This window comes from Bradyrhizobium sp. Kon37 (assembly GCF_055807535.1).
The window spans coordinates 88,898-105,320 of the sequence record NZ_JBVVOY010000019.1 but is presented as its reverse complement, the minus strand read 5'-3'; the positions used below and the strand labels follow the sequence as shown (position 1 = coordinate 105,320).

The following is a 16,423-nucleotide window of genomic DNA, read 5'->3' as shown; positions in this document are numbered from 1 at the left end:
CTTCGCGAAGCCACCCTCTCCCACAAGGGGAGAGGGGAGGAGCGCGCCGGATTTGTCAGCGAGCACCACTTCATGAACACCGCCTTCCTCATTCAGCTCCTGGTCAACGGCCTCGTGGTCGGCACGCTCTACGGCGTGGTCGCGATGTCGTTTGTGCTGATCTACAAGGCTAGCCAGGTCGTCAATTTCGCGCAGGGCGAACTCTTGCTGGTCGGCGCCTGGGTGTGCTGGACGCTGCTGGCGAAATACCAGGTGCCGTTCTGGATCGGCATGCCGCTGACGCTGGTGTTCATGTTCGTGTTCGGCATCGCGGTGCAGGTCCTGATCCTGCGACCGATGATCGGCGAACCCATCATCTCGGTCATCATGGTGACGATCGGCCTCTCCACCGTGCTGCAGGCCACGTTGAAATGGATGTTCGGCGTCAATCCGCAGCCGTTCCCGCGCGTGTTCGAGAGCCAGTCCGTCAGCCTGCTCGGGCTGCAGATCCAAACCGTCTATGTCATGAGCCTCGTGGTCTCGATCGCGATGATGATCGGCATGGCCTGGTTCTTCCGCGCGTCAAAGTACGGCCTTGCGATGCGCGCCACCGCGTTCAACCAGCAGGTCGCGCAATCGCTCGGCATTTCCGTGAAAAGCGTGTTCGCGATGGCCTGGGCGATCTCCGCAACGGTGTCGGCGGTGGCAGGCGTCGTGGTCGCGGTCGTGAACGGCGTATCCTCGGGCCTCGCCGCCTACGGCATTAAAGTGTTTCCGGCCGCGATCCTCGGCGGGCTCGATTCCGTCGGCGGTGCCGTGCTCGGCGGCATCATCATCGGGCTGCTCGAGAACATCGCGCAATATGTCGACAGCGAATACCTTCACTGGGGCAATCTCTACGAGATCGCGCCGTTCTACGTCCTCATCATCGTGCTGATGATCAAGCCCTACGGCCTGTTCGGCACCCACGACATCGAACGGATCTAATCCATGGCCGGCCCCGCCCTCATCCCTGCTGGTGATTTCCGCACCTCTTACGCGGCCGACACCACGATCTTCCCGACCACGACCAGCCGCAATTTTGCGATCGCCGGCGTGCTGGCGCTGTGTCTCGTGCCGCAATTCCTTGGCGGCTATTGGCTCAGCATCCTGATCCAGATCGGCATCTTCTCGATCGCTGCGCTGGGGCTGAACATCCTGGTCGGCTTCACCGGCCAAATTTCGATCGGCCACGCCGCCTTCTTCCTGCTCGGCGCCTTCACGTCCGCCTACATCTCCAACAGCACATCGATCCCGGTGTTCTTCGCGATCCCCCTCGCGGGCGTCGTCACTGCGCTGGTCGGACTGATCTTCGGCATCCCGGCGGCGCGGCTGAAGGGGCTTTATCTTGTGATCGCGACGCTCGCAGCACAATACATCCTGCTCGACTTCTTCTCCCGCGCCGAATGGTTCACCGGCGGCTCGGTGCCGGCCAGTGCCAATCCGTTCTCGATCTTCGGCTACACGCTGCGCGGCGACAGGCAATATTTCTACGTCGTACTCGCCTACGTAGTCGCAAGCTACGTCCTCGTCACCAATCTGATGCGCACCCGCGACGGCCGCGCGCTGGTGGCGATCCGCGACCATTATCTCTCCGCGGAGATCATGGGCATCAACCTCACCAAGTATCGCACGTTGTCATTTGGGCTCGCCGCCTTCTTCGCCGGCATCGCCGGCGCGCTCTACGCACACTACCAGCTCGTGGTGTCGCAAGAGGGCTTCGGCATCGAACGCTCGATCCTGTTCCTCGCCATGATCATCATCGGCGGCACCGGTTCGATCATGGGCACGCTGATGGGTACCGCGTTCGTGGTGCTGCTGCCCGAGACGATGGAGTTCCTCAGCGTGGCGCTGAAGGGCGGCGCGATCGACAAGGCGCTGTCGCTGAACAACAACATCACCTTCCTGCGCGAGATCGCGATCGGAGTGATCATCATCGCGTTCCTGATGTTCGAGCCGGACGGGCTCGCCCATCGCTGGCGGCAGATCAAGGCGTATTGGAAACTCTACCCGTTCTCGCATTGAGCGCGGGCAACTCTCTAACCAACAAATAAACAGGAGGAGGCAACCAATGAAGACAAAATCCTTTTTGAGCACCGCGTCACTTGCGCTGGCGATCGCCGCATTCTCGTCAGGCGCGCAGGCGCAGATCGCGATCGGGCATCTCGCCGATTATTCCGGCGGCACGTCCGACGTCGGCACGCCCTACGGCCAAGCCGTCGCCGACACCTTCGCCTGGGTCAACAAGAACGGCGGCGTCGGCGGCAAGCAGCTCAACGTCGACACCAACGACTATGGCTACCAGGTGCCGCGCGCGATCGCGCTCTACAAGAAGTGGTCGGCGCCGGACTCCAAGGTCGCGGCCATCATGGGCTGGGGCACGGCAGACACCGAGGCGCTGACCGGCTTCCTCGCACAAGATAAAATCCCTGACCTCTCGGGCTCCTACGCCGCCGCTCTCACCGATCCCGAAGGTGTCAGCGGCAAGGCCAAGCCCGCGCCCTATAATTTCTTCTATGGTCCGAGCTATTCGGACTCGCTGCGCGCGATGCTGATGTGGGCAGCCGAAGACTGGAAGGCCAAGGGCAAGTCCGGCAAGCCGAAATTCGTCCACATGGGCGCCAACCACCCCTATCCGAACGCACCGAAGGCCGCCGGCGAAGCTATGGCGCAGGAGCTCGGCTTCGAGGTACTGCCGCCGCTGGTGTTCGCGCTCGCGCCGGGCGATTACAGCGCGCAGTGCCTGAGCCTGAAATCCTCAGGCGCCAACTACGCCTATCTCGGCAACACCGCCGCGTCCAACATCTCGGTGATGAAGGCCTGCAAGACCGCCGGCGTCGACATCCAGTTCATGGGCAATGTCTGGGGCATGGACGAGAACGCCGCCAAGACCGCGGGCGATGCCGCCGACGGCGTGATCTTCCCGCTGCGCACGGCGGTGAGCTGGGGCGGCGATGCGCCCGGCATGAAAACGGTGATGGAGATCTCGAAGATGTCCGACCCGACCGGCAAGGTCTATCGGCCGGTGCACTACATCGCGGCGGTCTGCTCGGCGCTCTACATGAAGGAGGCGATCGATTGGGCCGCCAAGAACGGCGGCGCCACCGGCGAGAACGTCGCCAAGGGCTTCTACCAGAAGAAGGACTGGGTGCCGGCCGGTATGGAAGGCGTCTGCAATCCCTCGACCTGGACCGACAAGGACCACCGCGGCACGCTGAAGGTCGACCTCTACCGCACCAAGATTGCGGGCGCGACCGACGGCGACCTCAACGACCTCATGGCCAAGGGCGCGATCAAGCTCGAGAAGGTCAAGACAGTCGAGCTCCCGCGCAAGCCGGAATTGCTGGGCTGGTGAGCTTAGCGCTCACCTCACACACAAATGTCATCCCCCGCCTTGTGCGCAGCGCGCACTGGAGCGGGGGATCCAGTACGCCGGGGCCTCTCCGTGAGTCTCAGGCGTCTCTGGAATACTGGGTCGCCCGGTCAAGCCGGGCGACGACAGCGGAGTATGAGGCATGACCGAAATTCACGAAGCAGCAGCTCGTCCCTCCCCCGGCATCGTACCCGCACCGCCTCTCCTTGCCGTGCGCAACATCGAGGTCGTCTATGACGACGTCATCCTGGTGCTGCGCGGTCTCAGCCTCGACGTGCCCAAGGGCGCGATCGTGGCGCTGCTCGGCGCCAACGGCGCCGGCAAGTCGACGACGCTGAAGGCGATCTCGGGACTACTCAAAACCGAGGACGGCGAAGTCACGCGTGGCGAGATCCTGTTCGAGGGCGAGCGGATCAATGGCATCGACCCCGACAAGATCGTCCGCCGCGGCATCTTCCAGGTGATGGAGGGCCGGCGCATCGTCGCCGACATGACCTCGTTGGAAAACCTCAAGCTCGGCGCCTTCACCCGCAGGGACCGCGAGGTCGGTGCCGATCTCGACATGGTCTTCAATTATTTCCCGCGTCTGAAAGAGCGCACCGGGCTTGCCGGTTATCTCTCCGGCGGCGAGCAGCAGATGCTCGCGATCGGTCGCGCACTGATGGCGCGCCCGAAGATGATCCTGATGGACGAGCCCTCGATGGGCCTGTCGCCGCTGCTGGTGAAAGAGGTGTTCTCGATCATTCAGAAGATCAACCGTGACCTCGGCGTCACCATTCTCCTGGTCGAGCAGAACGCCCGCGCTGCGCTGTCGGTGGCAAGCCACGGCTACATCATGGAGCAGGGCAAGGTCGTGCTCGACGGCACCGCGGACGAATTGCGCGACAACGAGGACGTCAAGGAATTCTACCTCGGCGGCGCCGGCGACCAGCGCAAGAGCTTCAAGAACCTCAAAAGCTTCAAGCGGCGCAAGCGCTGGCTTTAACCTTCCAATACCTGTTCCGCTTCCGTGACTGCGCAGAGAACATGATAGAACGACGACGCAGGAATGGTGTCGATCAGCGATTTGCCGTCGCGCTCGAACTGGTCGTACCATCCGCCCCGCACGGGATGGCTGAGATAATGGTGTTCGAGCCGCGCCAGCGCCACGCGCGCCTCGTCCGCCGCGCCCGCCTCGCCGGATTCGGCCTGCGCGATCCACGCCTTCGCAATCTCGGTCTGTGGCCACAGCCGGCGCGTAGTGCGGCGAATCTTGCCAGCATCGTCACCCTCGTCGATCAGGCAGCCGGTGGCCTCGTCGCGATAGCGCAGCGCGGTTTCCAGCAGCTCGGCGCGCCGCTGTCCGGTCGGGCAGCCCGTGATGCGTTCGAACCCCTTCAGCAACCAGACCCATTCCGCCTGGTGGCCGGGCTCGACGCTGACCGGCGCGATCTTCGACCAGTCCTCTTCGAAATATTCGCCGAGCGCACGCGTCCGCTTGTCGTAGAGATTGGCGAGGAACAGCGCGAAGAACTCGCCGGCGCGGTTCTGGAACGACAAATCGTGGGTCGCGTCGAAGCACGCGATCATCGCCTCGAACAGATGCATGTGCGGGTTCTGCCGGCGCGGCAGCGAGACCGGAAGGCCCTCGTGGACGCCGCCGTGCGGCGAGCGCAGATGGCCGTCGAGAAAGGCGAGCAGCGCGTCGATCTCGGTGCGAATTTGTGCGTCCTGGTCGAGCGCATAGACGGCCGCGAGCGCAAACAGGATGAAGGCGTGGTCGTAGGCGTCGCGCCGGCCGTCCAGCACCGCGCCCTCCGGCGTCAGCCGGTGCACGTAGCCGGGCCGGCCGTCGGGCGCCTTTGCCTTGGCGAGCAGATGCTCGAGGCCCTTCAGTGCGATGGCGCGCCCCTCAGGGTACCAGCCCATCTGCGCAGCCTTGGCGTAGCACCAGATCTGACGTGCCTGCACGAACACCCGACGCGGCGCGGCGCTGTCCGCCGTGCCGTCACGATGCAGCCGATCGATGAAACCACCCGCGCCATGGTCCCAGCCGACCGTCGACCACAACGGCAGCGCCTCGGCGATCATGCGGCGCTTCAGGCGCGGCACGACGTCCGACGCCTCGTCCGCCGCACTGATTCCCTCGTCCGCCATCGCGTCCTCTTCAAACCTCGTCCATGGCCGTCTGATACCCATGCCGGCGGCGGCACGCAACGGATGCCAACACGGAAAGATGAGCCATGACCGCCCATTACGACGCCCTCGAGACGCGCGAGCAAGCCGCGCGCGAGGCCGATCTGTTCGCCCGCCTGCCCGGCGTGCTGCGCTCTGCGATGACCGCGCCCGCCTATGCTGATCGGCTGAAAGGCCTGGATCCGGCTACCGTGACCTCCAGGGCGGCACTGGCGGGCCTCCCAGTGCTGCGCAAGTCGGAACTGCCGGCCCTGCACAAGGCCTCCACGCCCTTCGGAGGGTTCGTCGCGACGGCGCCCGGCTCGTTCGCCCGCCTCTTCACCTCCCCCGGGCCGATTTTCGAGCCGGAGGGGCGGCAGGCCGATCCGTGGCGCGGCGCACGGGCGCTGTTCGCGGCCGGGTTTCGGCCCGACGACATCGTGCTCAACACCTTCAGCTATCATCTCACCCCCGGCGGCTTCATCTTCGATGCGTCGGCCCGCGCGCTCGGTTGCGCCGTGATCCCGGCTGGTCCAGGGAATACCGAGCAGCAATTCGAGCTGATCGAGGCCTACGGTCCCGTCGGCTACAGCGGCACGCCGGACTTCCTGAAGATCTTGCTCGATGCTGCCGCAAGCTCGGGCCGCGACGTCTCCTCGATCAAGCGCGCGCTGGTCTCGGGCGCAGCATTCCCGCCCTCGCTCCAGGCGGAGATCAAGGCGCGCGGCATCGACGCCTACCAGGCCTTCGGCACCGCCGATCTCGGCCTCATCGCCTTTGAGACCAGCGCGCGCGACGGCATGGTCGTGAACGAGGATCTGATCATGGAGATCGTCAAGCCCGGCACCGGCAATCCCGTGGCGTCCGGCGACGTCGGCGAGATCGTCGTGACCTCGCTCGACCCGCACCATCCCTGGATCCGGCTCGCGCTCGGCGACCTCACCGCGGCACTGCCGGGGACCAGTCCCTGCGGGCGCACCAACATGCGCATCAAGGGTTGGATGGGCCGCGCCGACCAGACCACCAAGGTCAAGGGCATGTTCGTCCGCCCCGAGCAGGTCGCCGAGATCGGCAACCGCCATCCCGCGCTCGGACGGCTGCGCCTCGTCGTCACGCGCCAAGGCGAGGCCGATGCAATGACGCTGAAAGCGGAGACGGCGGTCGCGAACGATGCGTTGCGCGAGGAGATTGCAGGCACCTTGCGCGCCGTCACGAAACTCGGAGGCGAGGTTGAACTGGTGAGGCCCGGTGCGCTGCCGAACGACGGCAAGGTGATCGCAGACGAGCGGTAGAGCTGATCGTCTCTTCATAAGTGCGGCAAACATGGATCTTGGCCGCAGGCATACCGTAGGGTCGTTAGTTAATCAGCGGACGTCCGATTGGGCCCCAAGAGCTGACGGCAAGATTCCGATCGCTCAACTCATGTCAACTAGTTGCCTCACTGCGGGACCTGTGGTCGTCATCAATGACAGCGGTCACGCCATCGATGAAAGCTTGACACTCAGCGTGGGTCTTGAACGTGCCCTTGTACTTCCCAAACAGGAAAACGGTGCGTCCGTGTCCCGTTCCGAAAAAGTATTGGCCGACGTGTCCGCCGCCTTCGTCTTTGAGCTCAATGCTACCAAAGCTTTTCCCTGACTTGAGGTCTGTCTCGGGTAGCTTGATCCGCACATGTGTCTCCGTGATTCACGGCGGGCTCAGGACGTTAGCGGCCTTAGCGTCAACTTGCGTTGCTAGCAGATCAGCGCTTCGCCGCGTTAGCAGCCAATTCCATCGCTAGGTCCAGAGCTGCAACTCCAATTTGATCTGAAGAATTAGACTTGCAGCGCCGGTCCATCCAAGCAACGATCGCGGAGAAATCGCCGCCGCCGACAATATCCCTCTCGGCACTCACGTTTAGTCCGCTGACGAAGCCCACAACCCAGGATTCAAAGGCTGCCTTTACGACTAAGTTCTTCTTCCTATTCAGCCAAGCGGTACAAGATTGGGAGCCAGCGCCCACGATCGTTGATCCGGCGTTCAGCGAGGTCGGCAAGATTAGCATCATCACGATGACAAGAGCTCGTTTCATCTCTTCCTCGACCGAAAACGGCTACTTCCAAGGAGGCCCTATCTGTTGCTTTGCCCGACGGCGCAAGCTCAGTTTCGATTTCTCGATGCGACCTGCGTATGACGATGGACGCTTCTACGGCCGATCGCTATCTCAGACTCGAGCCCGGCCAGTGAGGAACCTCATCGGCGCGGCGGGGTCGACGCAACTTCAGCCGCACCATCGCGTAGAGCACAAACAGGCCGATGGTGATCGCGACAGCCAGCAGTGGGAAACTAGTTCATGCAGTCTCCAAGACTTTAGAACATTAGCAGCCCGTCCACTCGACGCTCCCCGGCCTGAGACCCTACACTGCCAATGTCCTACTCAGTTCGTGGTTCTCATCCGGCATTCCGCTTCAATGTTTGGGCCCCCGCCTTTGCCGCGAGAGAGCAGCTTTCTCATACCGTTCCAAGCTCGACAAATATCTCATTTGCTTTGGTTCCGCGCCCTCGGTCACCGCCGAGATCAGAATTAACTTAAGAGTCGCAGGCGATCCTGGCCACTCCTACCTTGAGCCAGATCTTGAACTGCGACATCCATGCCCGTATCTTTCGGGTCTTTTGCAAGGACTGCATCGAAGCCAGAACCGGCGGGTTCGTCTCAGCGAGATAAGCCATGTCGATAACGCGTTGCGGCTCGATGCTGCTTTGCCGGCCTTTGTTTGCGGCCCGGTACTCCTCGCTGCGTTTGCGCGATTGGCTTCGATTTGTCGCTTTGACGCCAACTTGCCTCCTTGATTTCTCTACTTAGCAATGGAGCAATCCGTTTGTCGCGAAGACCACGCCTCAATCCTCGGTTCCGGCTCCTCCACGATGCGACGGTGGCTGATCCGGAGGATACGACCGATCGGTCAACAGCGGCGCAATGAAAGTATGGAGGTTTGATCCATCAAACAGATAGGCTGCGATGCCGGCCGCTTGCGCCGCTGCAAGGTCGCTCTGCTTGTCGCCGATCATGAAGCTAGCATCGATATCCACCGAGTACCGCTCAAGGAGGGCTCTAATCATCCCCGGCTGCGGCTTACGGCAGCTGCAGAGGATACGGTAACGCTCGATCAGGCCGTCGGGGTGATGTGGGCAAAATTCGAACGCATCAATACGGGCACCAACCATAACAAGTTCACGCGACATCCATTCGTGCAGATTGCGGACATGCCGCTCCTCGTAAAACCCCCTCGCAATTCCTGATTGGTTGGTCACGACAAACGCAAGATACCCGGCTTCATTGACTGCTTTGACAGCCTCGGGGGCTCCTTTTACCCACCGAATCTTGCCGGGATCGAAAGCATAGCCGTCGTCCTCGTTGAGAACGCCATCGCGATCGAAAAATACTGCCGGACGCTTCAAATCTCAGTGACCCAAATCGGAGGGGATACCCGCCGATCTTCCGACAATCACGGCTTCATTTCAACATGTCATGCGACGGGACAACCTCGTTCTCCGCGAGCGCGCCTTTTGCATCCAGGTCTTCGCTGTTCATGCGCGAATTGGCTTTGTTTTGTCGGTTTCATACCGGCCGGCCTCGTCTAGTCCTTGCCCTAAGAGCGTGAGAACAAGAGCCATTCCTGCCGCTAAAAACGAGCAAGATTGTTGCTGCAGAAAGGACTGGCCTTCATCCGCGATTGGAGCGTTACTGATTCGACCGGGCGCCACATTCGATCGTAGTGCCGGTATCTCGCCTTGCGGAAGCGGGGCCAAGCAGTGCGGCAATTGAAGCCGCTTGTTTTTGCGTAGGAGATACCGGTGACACAGCTCAAACAAATGGCGCTGATGCGCCCAATCACATCATCAGGTTCAGCCCCAATGACCGCCGCCACTTTATCGGCGGCTCGGATGCGCGTGTCATCATGGGTGACGACCAGGACAAGCTCACCCGCCTTTGACAGAGAAACGTGGAGAGGTCGCCACCAGAAGATCTCTCGGATAATCTCATCGTCCAGCTCGGCACGATAACAGAGGTCCTCAATCGCGCTTGGTACCAGCGCTCGACAGGACAAACTATCTCGGACATCCAGAAGCGGGTTTGGCATCCCGTGCCCAAATGGATGGCGGCAACACTCGATGGCATGGTCGAGCAGACTGGAGCGGTGTTCGAGGCCAAGTTCATGCTGCCTTGGGCGTTCACGGAGGAGGCTGCCGCCGAAAAGCATATGGCACAGCTGCAGCATAATATGTGGGTGGTCGCCGCTCGCTCGTCCGTACTCTCGATTATCACCGGCGGTGGCAAATGGGTTGAGATCAAGATCCACGCCGACCCGCTCTGTCAACATCTGCTCCTCACCGCCGAGAAGAAGTTCTGGCGCTGCGTCCAGAGCGGGGATGCGCCTCTGCTCTTCAACATCGAAACGCCGCGACCAAGGCTGGAGGCGGTTAGGGTCGTCGATATGTCTTCGTCCAACGGTTGGGGCGAGTTCGCTGCAACCTATCTCCGCACCAAGGACGCCCACGGCGAGCACGAGCTCTCTAAGCTGAGTTGAAGAAGCTCGTGCCCGAGGATGCCAAGGAGGCAAGCGGGCACAGAATCAAGGCCAAGCACTCCAAGTCCGGCGCGATCAGCTTTGACGCTCTCGTCTTGGAGGGGTCCGATGCATCAGTCCAGTGAGCGGATCGGGGCCATGGCGGGTGCCCTTGCCCGGGCACAAGCTGAGCTTACCAACCTGGAAAAGACCCTGACGGCGGTAATCCGGTCTCCTTTCCCGCGGGAGGACGTCCGGACCTTCCGCTATACCTCCTTGGCCTCCGGCCTGGACCTTGTCCGCAGGACTCTCAGCAAGCAGGAGATCGCAACCGTCCAGACCACACGGATCGACTCCAGCAGCGGCCAAGTGCGTCTCACGACCCTGCTGGCCCATGTCTCCGGCGAATGGATCTCCTGCGATTGGCCGGTCTGCCCCGCAAAGGAGGTCGAGGCAACGCATCGGATGGGAGCCTCATTGACCTACGCCCCCCGCTACGCCCTATTTGCTCTGGTTGGCATTGCCGGTGAGGACGACCTCGATGCCCCCGATGCGATCGCGGGACCTCCCGCGGCTGCTGAGCCGCAAATGGCTCCCGGGCCGGGAGCAAAGCCCGCCAAAGGCGTCTTGAACCGACAGGCTATCCTGAAGCCCCAGCAATCGGCTGAGCTACGGGAGCGGCTGCTGGCGGAGCTGGCGGCAGCCTTGGGGAACAGCGACGACCTCCTGGCTTGGGCCAAAGCCAGCCTTCCCCTGAAGAACACCCTTCTGGGGGCCGACGCCCGGGCGCTGAGGCGGCCTATCAGGCGAGGCTCGGGGAGACGGCCCGGCCAGAGACCGAAGCTGATCTACCACCACCCGAGGCTGAGCGCGCCCCCCGGACAGGAACCGGCGGAAGAACTTTCCCTCTCCCAAGCTGCTATCCCGGGCTCAAGCTCGGACGGGCCGGCGGATCAGTCAGGGACCGACCTCGCCTTCCCCAAAGAGCCCCCGCGCAAGCGGAGCAAGGCCCACCTTGCTTTGTCCGGGCGCAGCCCTGCCTGGTCTGCAAGCAGGCTCCATCCGATGCCCACCACCTCAAGTTCGCCCAGCCGAGAACACTAGGGCGCAAGGTCAGCGACGAATACACCGTCCCGTTATGCCGCTCTCACCATCAGGCTCTCCATCGCCATGGCAACGAAAAGGCATGGTGGGTCGATATGCAGATATCGCCCTTGCCTCTCGCGAGCGAGTTATGGGCAGCGAGTCCTGTTCATGACCACGACAATCCTACTGTGGCCACTTTCGATACTACATCGCAGGGCCGGCCGGAGGTCACACGGGAATGAATGGCCCCTTCAGCAACGCCACTCCCGCAACCACATCCGCTATTCCGGCCAAATTTCAGGCCTTGTGTCCCGCTCCGCAACTTCTGCCCGGAGAAAGCATCGACCGTTATCGCGCGCTCCAGACCGTCATCTTCCGCGACATAGCCCCCCAATGGGCAAGCGAGTGGCTGCTTGCCATTAATCTTGCGGAGCTCTCCTGGGAGATGCAGCGCTACCGAATTCCGCGGCACAAGCTGCTGGAACACATCAACAAAAGGCAAGAGAGATGACGCTTCGTCGGATAGACGTGCCCGCCATCGTGCCCAACTTAGAAATGACGTCGAACGCTACATCATTCAGAACGCGCTCGATTGGCGGCTGGACCGCATCGCGGCAGTCGAGATTGAAGCACGTCTGGCATCATATGACTTCGATCAGCACACCATTAGCGTGGAAGTTTACGTGTAGGCTCGCGAGATCCTCACCTTGTTCGAGACGTTAATGAACGCGGCACAGCTAAGACGGCTGTTCTTGCTCAAGGAGATCGTTAGCCGACGCCGAATGCAGGACCCGGCTAGCTTCGTCCGCGGTCAACCGAAGGTCCGATCAAGAACGAGGTACAGTCCGCTGCTGCAGAACCAATCCAGCGAGGCAGCGAGATCGTGAAAGCGACATCGAACATGCCCTCGAAGTCAGTGTGCGAGTGACGCCGCCGGTGTGCTCAGTCGCTATGTAACGGCTAGTAACGCCGCTGTTGTGATGCAGGCTGAGCCAATTTTCAACCAGCAGCTGGAACAAACGGATCAGGCGACCGAATAAAGATGTCCAGAGCTACCCATTCAATCCAGAATACCCGCGCCGTTGACGGTTTATCCAACGACTCTCCCTTGATTGTTTTCATCGCGAGGTAAGTCCTCGAGCTCTGTCTTTGACCTTCCATTCGCTCATTACTCGCAGCGTTAGGTGTCTAAGGTTTGCAGCGGTGATCATCAACGATTCGTCTGAGACCTCCTACACGATGATGTGTCGAACGCTGCAGGTGGCCGGTTCCATTCTATTGTTGAGTAATCGTGTGCGAACTACGGGGTTGGACCTGGAAATAGAGAGTCCGATTTGCCCAGCGCTCCATAGACTGCAAGGCCAACCCACTCTCTTGTCCCGATATGCACCAGGAGAATCGACGAGGCGAAGTTGCCGAAGTCGAGCCAGGAACTGCGCTCAGCGGTGAGCCAGCCAGTAGGGACCGGCTCTACCGGGAAGCCAGAGGCACGAAACAGTCCTACTGCTCGAGGCATATGGTAGGCGGAAGTAACGAGCAACCAGCGCTGACCGGCAGTCGGCGAGGCGATCGCCTTAGAAAAAGACGCGTTCTCGACAGTGTTGCGCGAGTCGGCTTCTATCTGTACGCGATCCTTCGGAATCCCTAATTCATTGAGGATTTGCAGAGCGTAATCTGCCTCTCGCAGCTCGTTCGGCCGGAGTTCAGGGCTTCCCCCGGAATAGATGACGCGAGCCGTGGGATAACGGCGGGCGAGCCTTGCGCCTGTGATTAGTCGATCGATTCCTATGTCGGAAACCGGGAGTCCTCGGGCGGCCGAGATTTCTGGCTTGGTCGTTCCCCCGAGAATGATGATACCGGTCGGCGGATCCGCACTTGGCACCCACGCCGGAAAGCGATCTTCTAGAGGCTGCAGTAACAGGCTGCCCACCGGCGTGAACCCACATGTTGCGAGGGCAAGCAGGGAAAGGACGGCGACCTTGCGACCAGCAGAGGCAAAGCGCGTCAGGAGCAGCAGACAACCGGCCAGGCCGAGGGCCGCCAGGAGATTTGGCAGGATGGATAGGACGCCGAGCGTTTTTGACACCAAGAACACGGGCGGAGCCTGACGCTACTTCCGATCCTTCGCAGTCGAATTTTCGTACTCCTTGACTTGCTCGATATTGATTTTCAGCACCACCCCACAGCAGATGGCAAATGCGATCCATCCGATTACAACAAGTTTCACGGCAGCCTCCATTTTTGACCTCAGCAGAGCTGAAGGGTTGGGCCAGTTAGGTTAAAACCGCGGCCGTGGCATCCGTAGCTGGAGAGAGACGGTCCGGACGGCTGCCGGGGTTGAGCTGGCAAACGTACAGCTACCAGATCTCGTTACGTATATAAATCTCCTACTTCTTCGGGAGTAAGAGGCGATATTCCCAGTCGCCAGCGCCTTTTTTGCGGCGCATGACGAGCCCGCCGTGAAACGAAGTGCCGTCGATAAGACGTGACGGTATCGACCACTATCATAGCCTTCAAGCCGCCATCCTGCGCAATATCAATCCTCGGTCGCCAATAGAGTGGCTGCTCGCATTCGACATCGCGGAATTTTCCTGGGAGATGCTACGCTACCGCTCCAGGAGATCGAGGAAGAACCGACACAGCAGCAATCTCTAAGAAGCCTCAACAAGAGCCCCGGAGGCCGACTTGATACAGCGCTGGAATAAAAAAGCCGCCCACAGAGGCGGCCTAACGTGTACAGTCCTCGAAAAGAACCTCGACGGGACCAGCACAATTGCGTGGCGCATGGCGTGGCATGAACAGCATCCCCTGGGCTTGCAACCATCCCGAACGGTCATCGCTCGGCGATCGTGCCTGCAGCTGCGGCGGCGCCGGGAAAATTTCGAACAAGTTTGTGCGCCTACCGCTCACGGCGCGCTGCCTGAATAGTCCACTCAGGCCCGGCCTTGGGAATGCCCTCAGCCGACTGCCTGTTTTGGCGATTTGGAAGAATGAACTCTAACGAAGCGGCTGGATGCTGTGGCCACGTACCGAAATAGCGGTGCCCGATCGGTCGACCCCTAGTCGGACCTGCTTCTGAATCGGTTGGCGATCAATCAATTCTTAAGGTGTGGAGCTTCTCAGCCGATGACAAGTAAGCTGCGTGAGCGCAGCGAACGCCATCCTTAAGAGAGGTATTCGCGTGCCAGCCAATCCTGGCGAGGCGGCTGACGTCGAGCAGCTTGCGCGGCGTGCCGTCAGGCCGCGAGCTGTCGAAACTGATCTCGCCGCTGTACCCGACGATTTCGGCAACCACCCGCGCGAACTCTGCGATGGTGATGTCCTCGCCGGTACCGATATTGACCAACTCGGCACCCGAATTGGCCTTCATCAGATGCACGCAGTCATCCGCCATGTCGTCGACATAAAGGAACTCGCGCCGCGCCGTCCCTGTGCCCCAGACGACGACATTCTTTGCGCCCGAAACCTTGGCCTCGCGGAAGCGGCGGATCAGGGCGGCGACCACGTAACTCAGCTTGGGATGACAATTGTCGCCGGGGCCGTAGAGATTGGTCGGCATCACGCTGATGAAGTCGCATCCGTACTGGCTGCGATAGGCCTCGGCCATCTTGATCCCGGCGATCTTGGCGATCGCATAGGGCTCGTTGGTCGGCTCCAGCGGGCCCGTCAGGACGGAATCTTCTCGCAATGGCTGCGACGCCATTTTTGGATAGATGCAGGACGAGCCCATAAACATCAGCTTCTCGGCGCCGTTCCGATGCGCGGCCTGGATCACGTTGGCCGCGATGTTGTCGTAGATGAACTCGGCCCGCAGCGTGTTGTTGGCAACGATGCCGCCGACTTTCGCGGCGGCGAGGAAGATCACCTGCGGTCGCGCTTCGCGAACCAGTCGAACACCGCCGTCTGGTTGCATAGATCGAGCGCACGCCGGTCCACCGTGACGAGCCTGACGTCCTCCCGTTCGAGCCGGCGCGCAAGCGCGCGCTGCCGACCATGCCGCGATGGCCGGCGACGTAGACGCTTTTGCCTTTCAGCTCAAATGGTGCGTTTGCCACTGGCCGCGTCCCGTTTTGCGTCTGCCAGATCGCTTGCCATCATCTCCGCGACGAGCTCTGCAAAGCTTCGCTTCGGCGTCCAGCCAAGCACCTCGCGCGCCTTGCTGGCGTCGCCGACGAGGAGATCGACCTCGGTGGGGCGGAAATAGGTCGGATCGACCTTCACCACTCCTTCTTAGCGAGATCCACAATAAGCTGAACGCGACGGACCAAATTGCTAAGGCGCGCGGGCCTGTGCGGACGCAGGCAATCTTCCCGACGCCATACGTGTTTCTATGGATCTCGACCAACGCATGTAGGTCGGCTACACGATGCCGTCACTTTGCTTGGACGGTTGACCCGCGATGAAACGGCTTCAATGCGCGGTTCACCACTGCCAAATCTTATCTGCCGGCTCTTTCCCGCCTGATTGCAATAATTAGCTTCTTCAAACCGACGATTATGCAATTTGCAATTGCGCTTAAACGGGATCGGCCTCGCCCGCGAGCATTGAGCACTCTGGTTGCCGCAATAGGGCTGATTCGATCCTCTGCCTGCATCTCAAGCTTCGCTCCGATCGTCAAACCTGCAATTACGATAACTCCATCCGATCACCGAGAGCGTCCAGAAGATAATCCGCCTAAAGAAACAGATCATCGCCAAGCCTATCGAGGCAGCGATGCCGCCAGCGATAGGTTTAGCCGCCCGGGGCCGATCAAACTGACTGAATATCTGATAGGGATTGCCTCTCGGTTGGTCGAAAGCCTAGCGATGCAGTGCCAGCTACCGTCGCGCATCTCGCCGCCAACTTCGCTCAAACCATTGAGAATGAGTTTAGGAGCGGCCTCACCCACTTCTTTGTTGATGAGATTCCTTACTATCTCGGCGTCACACGTAGGTAGTCTCGGACGTTCTGCGGTTAATCCAGCCGCGAAAGCTGTTAGCAAGAGAGCGGCGATGCTTCCGCCAAAGACAAATGACCTCACCGTCCCTCCAACGCGAGCCGTGCCGACGGACGCAGCCGAACCAGTTAACGTCACAATGATTTGCTAGTGGTTAACAAGAACTCTACAATTACCGTAAGCTGTTCCCGTCGTTTCAGCAACGCGAGCGCGCGTTGGACCCTGCCCAACGGACCCGAATCGGCGATACGCTGTAGAACAATGAAAATGTCGACCTTCAGAAGCCCGGCATAACCTGCAGCGACCTAA

13 protein-coding genes and 3 pseudogenes are annotated in these 16,423 nt (G+C 60.9%); 9 read left to right on the top strand and 7 right to left on the bottom strand.

Annotated features, from left to right (window positions below; all coding sequences use genetic code 11):
• The first annotated feature begins 72 nt into the window (after positions 1–72).
• From AC0L3J_RS28165 to AC0L3J_RS28150, 4 genes are all read left to right on the top strand, one after another.
• A complete protein-coding gene (locus AC0L3J_RS28165; protein WP_007601961.1) occupies positions 73–966 on the top strand; it encodes a branched-chain amino acid ABC transporter permease in 894 nt (297 codons plus the stop codon).
• Positions 967–969: 3 nt separating this feature from the next.
• Positions 970–2,043 (top strand): branched-chain amino acid ABC transporter permease, encoded by a 1,074-nt coding sequence (locus AC0L3J_RS28160; protein ID WP_473293913.1) that lies wholly within the window; start codon positions 970–972, stop codon positions 2,041–2,043.
• A gap of 46 nt (positions 2,044–2,089) precedes the next feature.
• The gene (locus AC0L3J_RS28155; RefSeq protein ID WP_007601959.1) at positions 2,090–3,373 is read left to right on the top strand and encodes an ABC transporter substrate-binding protein; all 1,284 of its coding nucleotides are present in this window, start codon (positions 2,090–2,092) and stop codon (positions 3,371–3,373) included.
• A 160-nt stretch (positions 3,374–3,533) separates the two neighbouring features.
• On the top strand, positions 3,534–4,376 hold the full coding sequence (locus AC0L3J_RS28150) for an ABC transporter ATP-binding protein (RefSeq protein ID WP_354129500.1): 843 nt from the start codon (positions 3,534–3,536) through the stop codon (positions 4,374–4,376).
• On the opposite strand, the gene AC0L3J_RS28145 is transcribed toward AC0L3J_RS28150, so the two are convergent.
• Positions 4,373–5,527 (bottom strand): AGE family epimerase/isomerase, encoded by a 1,155-nt coding sequence (locus tag AC0L3J_RS28145; protein WP_473349129.1) that lies wholly within the window; start codon positions 5,525–5,527, stop codon positions 4,373–4,375. The genes AC0L3J_RS28150 and AC0L3J_RS28145 overlap by 4 nt on opposite strands.
• A gap of 86 nt (positions 5,528–5,613) precedes the next feature.
• Here AC0L3J_RS28145 and AC0L3J_RS28140 point away from each other — a divergent pair, with 86 nt between their 5' ends.
• Complete coding sequence (locus AC0L3J_RS28140; RefSeq protein WP_473349128.1) at positions 5,614–6,837, top strand: phenylacetate--CoA ligase family protein; 1,224 nt, start codon at positions 5,614–5,616, stop codon at positions 6,835–6,837.
• A gap of 133 nt (positions 6,838–6,970) precedes the next feature.
• Here AC0L3J_RS28140 and AC0L3J_RS28135 read toward each other — a convergent pair whose 3' ends face one another.
• The 3 genes from AC0L3J_RS28135 to AC0L3J_RS28125 all read right to left on the bottom strand — a co-directional run bounded on the left by AC0L3J_RS28135 (position 6,971) and on the right by AC0L3J_RS28125 (position 8,983).
• Positions 6,971–7,216, bottom strand: coding sequence for a hypothetical protein (locus tag AC0L3J_RS28135; protein ID WP_473349126.1), 246 nt, complete (start codon positions 7,214–7,216; stop codon positions 6,971–6,973).
• Between the two features lie 70 nt (positions 7,217–7,286).
• Positions 7,287–7,616 carry a hypothetical protein gene (locus tag AC0L3J_RS28130; protein ID WP_473349125.1) on the bottom strand — a complete coding sequence of 110 codons (330 nt, stop codon included), beginning with the start codon at positions 7,614–7,616 and terminating at the stop codon, positions 7,287–7,289.
• A gap of 806 nt (positions 7,617–8,422) precedes the next feature.
• Complete coding sequence (locus AC0L3J_RS28125) at positions 8,423–8,983, bottom strand: D-glycero-alpha-D-manno-heptose-1,7-bisphosphate 7-phosphatase (RefSeq protein ID WP_473349124.1); 561 nt, start codon at positions 8,981–8,983, stop codon at positions 8,423–8,425.
• A gap of 500 nt (positions 8,984–9,483) precedes the next feature.
• Here AC0L3J_RS28125 and AC0L3J_RS28120 point away from each other — a divergent pair.
• The 4 genes and pseudogenes from AC0L3J_RS28120 (at position 9,484) to AC0L3J_RS28105 (ending at position 11,689) form a co-directional block, all read left to right on the top strand.
• Positions 9,484–10,238, top strand: a pseudogene (locus tag AC0L3J_RS28120) (YqaJ viral recombinase family protein).
• Positions 10,222–11,196 (top strand): ERF family protein, encoded by a 975-nt coding sequence (locus AC0L3J_RS28115; protein ID WP_473349123.1) that lies wholly within the window; start codon positions 10,222–10,224, stop codon positions 11,194–11,196. Before AC0L3J_RS28120 ends, AC0L3J_RS28115 begins: the two are co-directional and overlap by 17 nt.
• Positions 11,133–11,420, top strand: a complete 288-nt coding sequence (locus AC0L3J_RS28110) for a DUF968 domain-containing protein (protein WP_473349164.1) — start codon at positions 11,133–11,135, stop codon at positions 11,418–11,420. Before AC0L3J_RS28115 ends, AC0L3J_RS28110 begins: the two co-directional genes overlap by 64 nt.
• Positions 11,417–11,689 (top strand): hypothetical protein, encoded by a 273-nt coding sequence (locus tag AC0L3J_RS28105; protein WP_473349121.1) that lies wholly within the window; start codon positions 11,417–11,419, stop codon positions 11,687–11,689. The genes AC0L3J_RS28110 and AC0L3J_RS28105 overlap by 4 nt, the downstream gene beginning before the upstream one ends.
• A gap of 789 nt (positions 11,690–12,478) precedes the next feature.
• Here the strand turns inward: AC0L3J_RS28105 and AC0L3J_RS28100 are convergent.
• The 3 genes and pseudogenes from AC0L3J_RS28100 to AC0L3J_RS28090 all read right to left on the bottom strand — a co-directional run.
• Positions 12,479–13,273 (bottom strand): YdcF family protein, encoded by a 795-nt coding sequence (locus tag AC0L3J_RS28100; protein ID WP_473349120.1) that lies wholly within the window; start codon positions 13,271–13,273, stop codon positions 12,479–12,481.
• Positions 13,274–14,269: 996 nt separating this feature from the next.
• Positions 14,270–15,233 (bottom strand): annotated as a pseudogene (locus AC0L3J_RS28095) (GDP-L-fucose synthase family protein).
• Positions 15,214–15,402 (bottom strand): annotated as a pseudogene (locus AC0L3J_RS28090) (GDP-mannose 4,6-dehydratase); the annotation flags it as partial. The pseudogenes AC0L3J_RS28095 and AC0L3J_RS28090, both read right to left, overlap by 20 nt.
• Positions 15,403–16,423 lie beyond the last annotated feature (1,021 nt).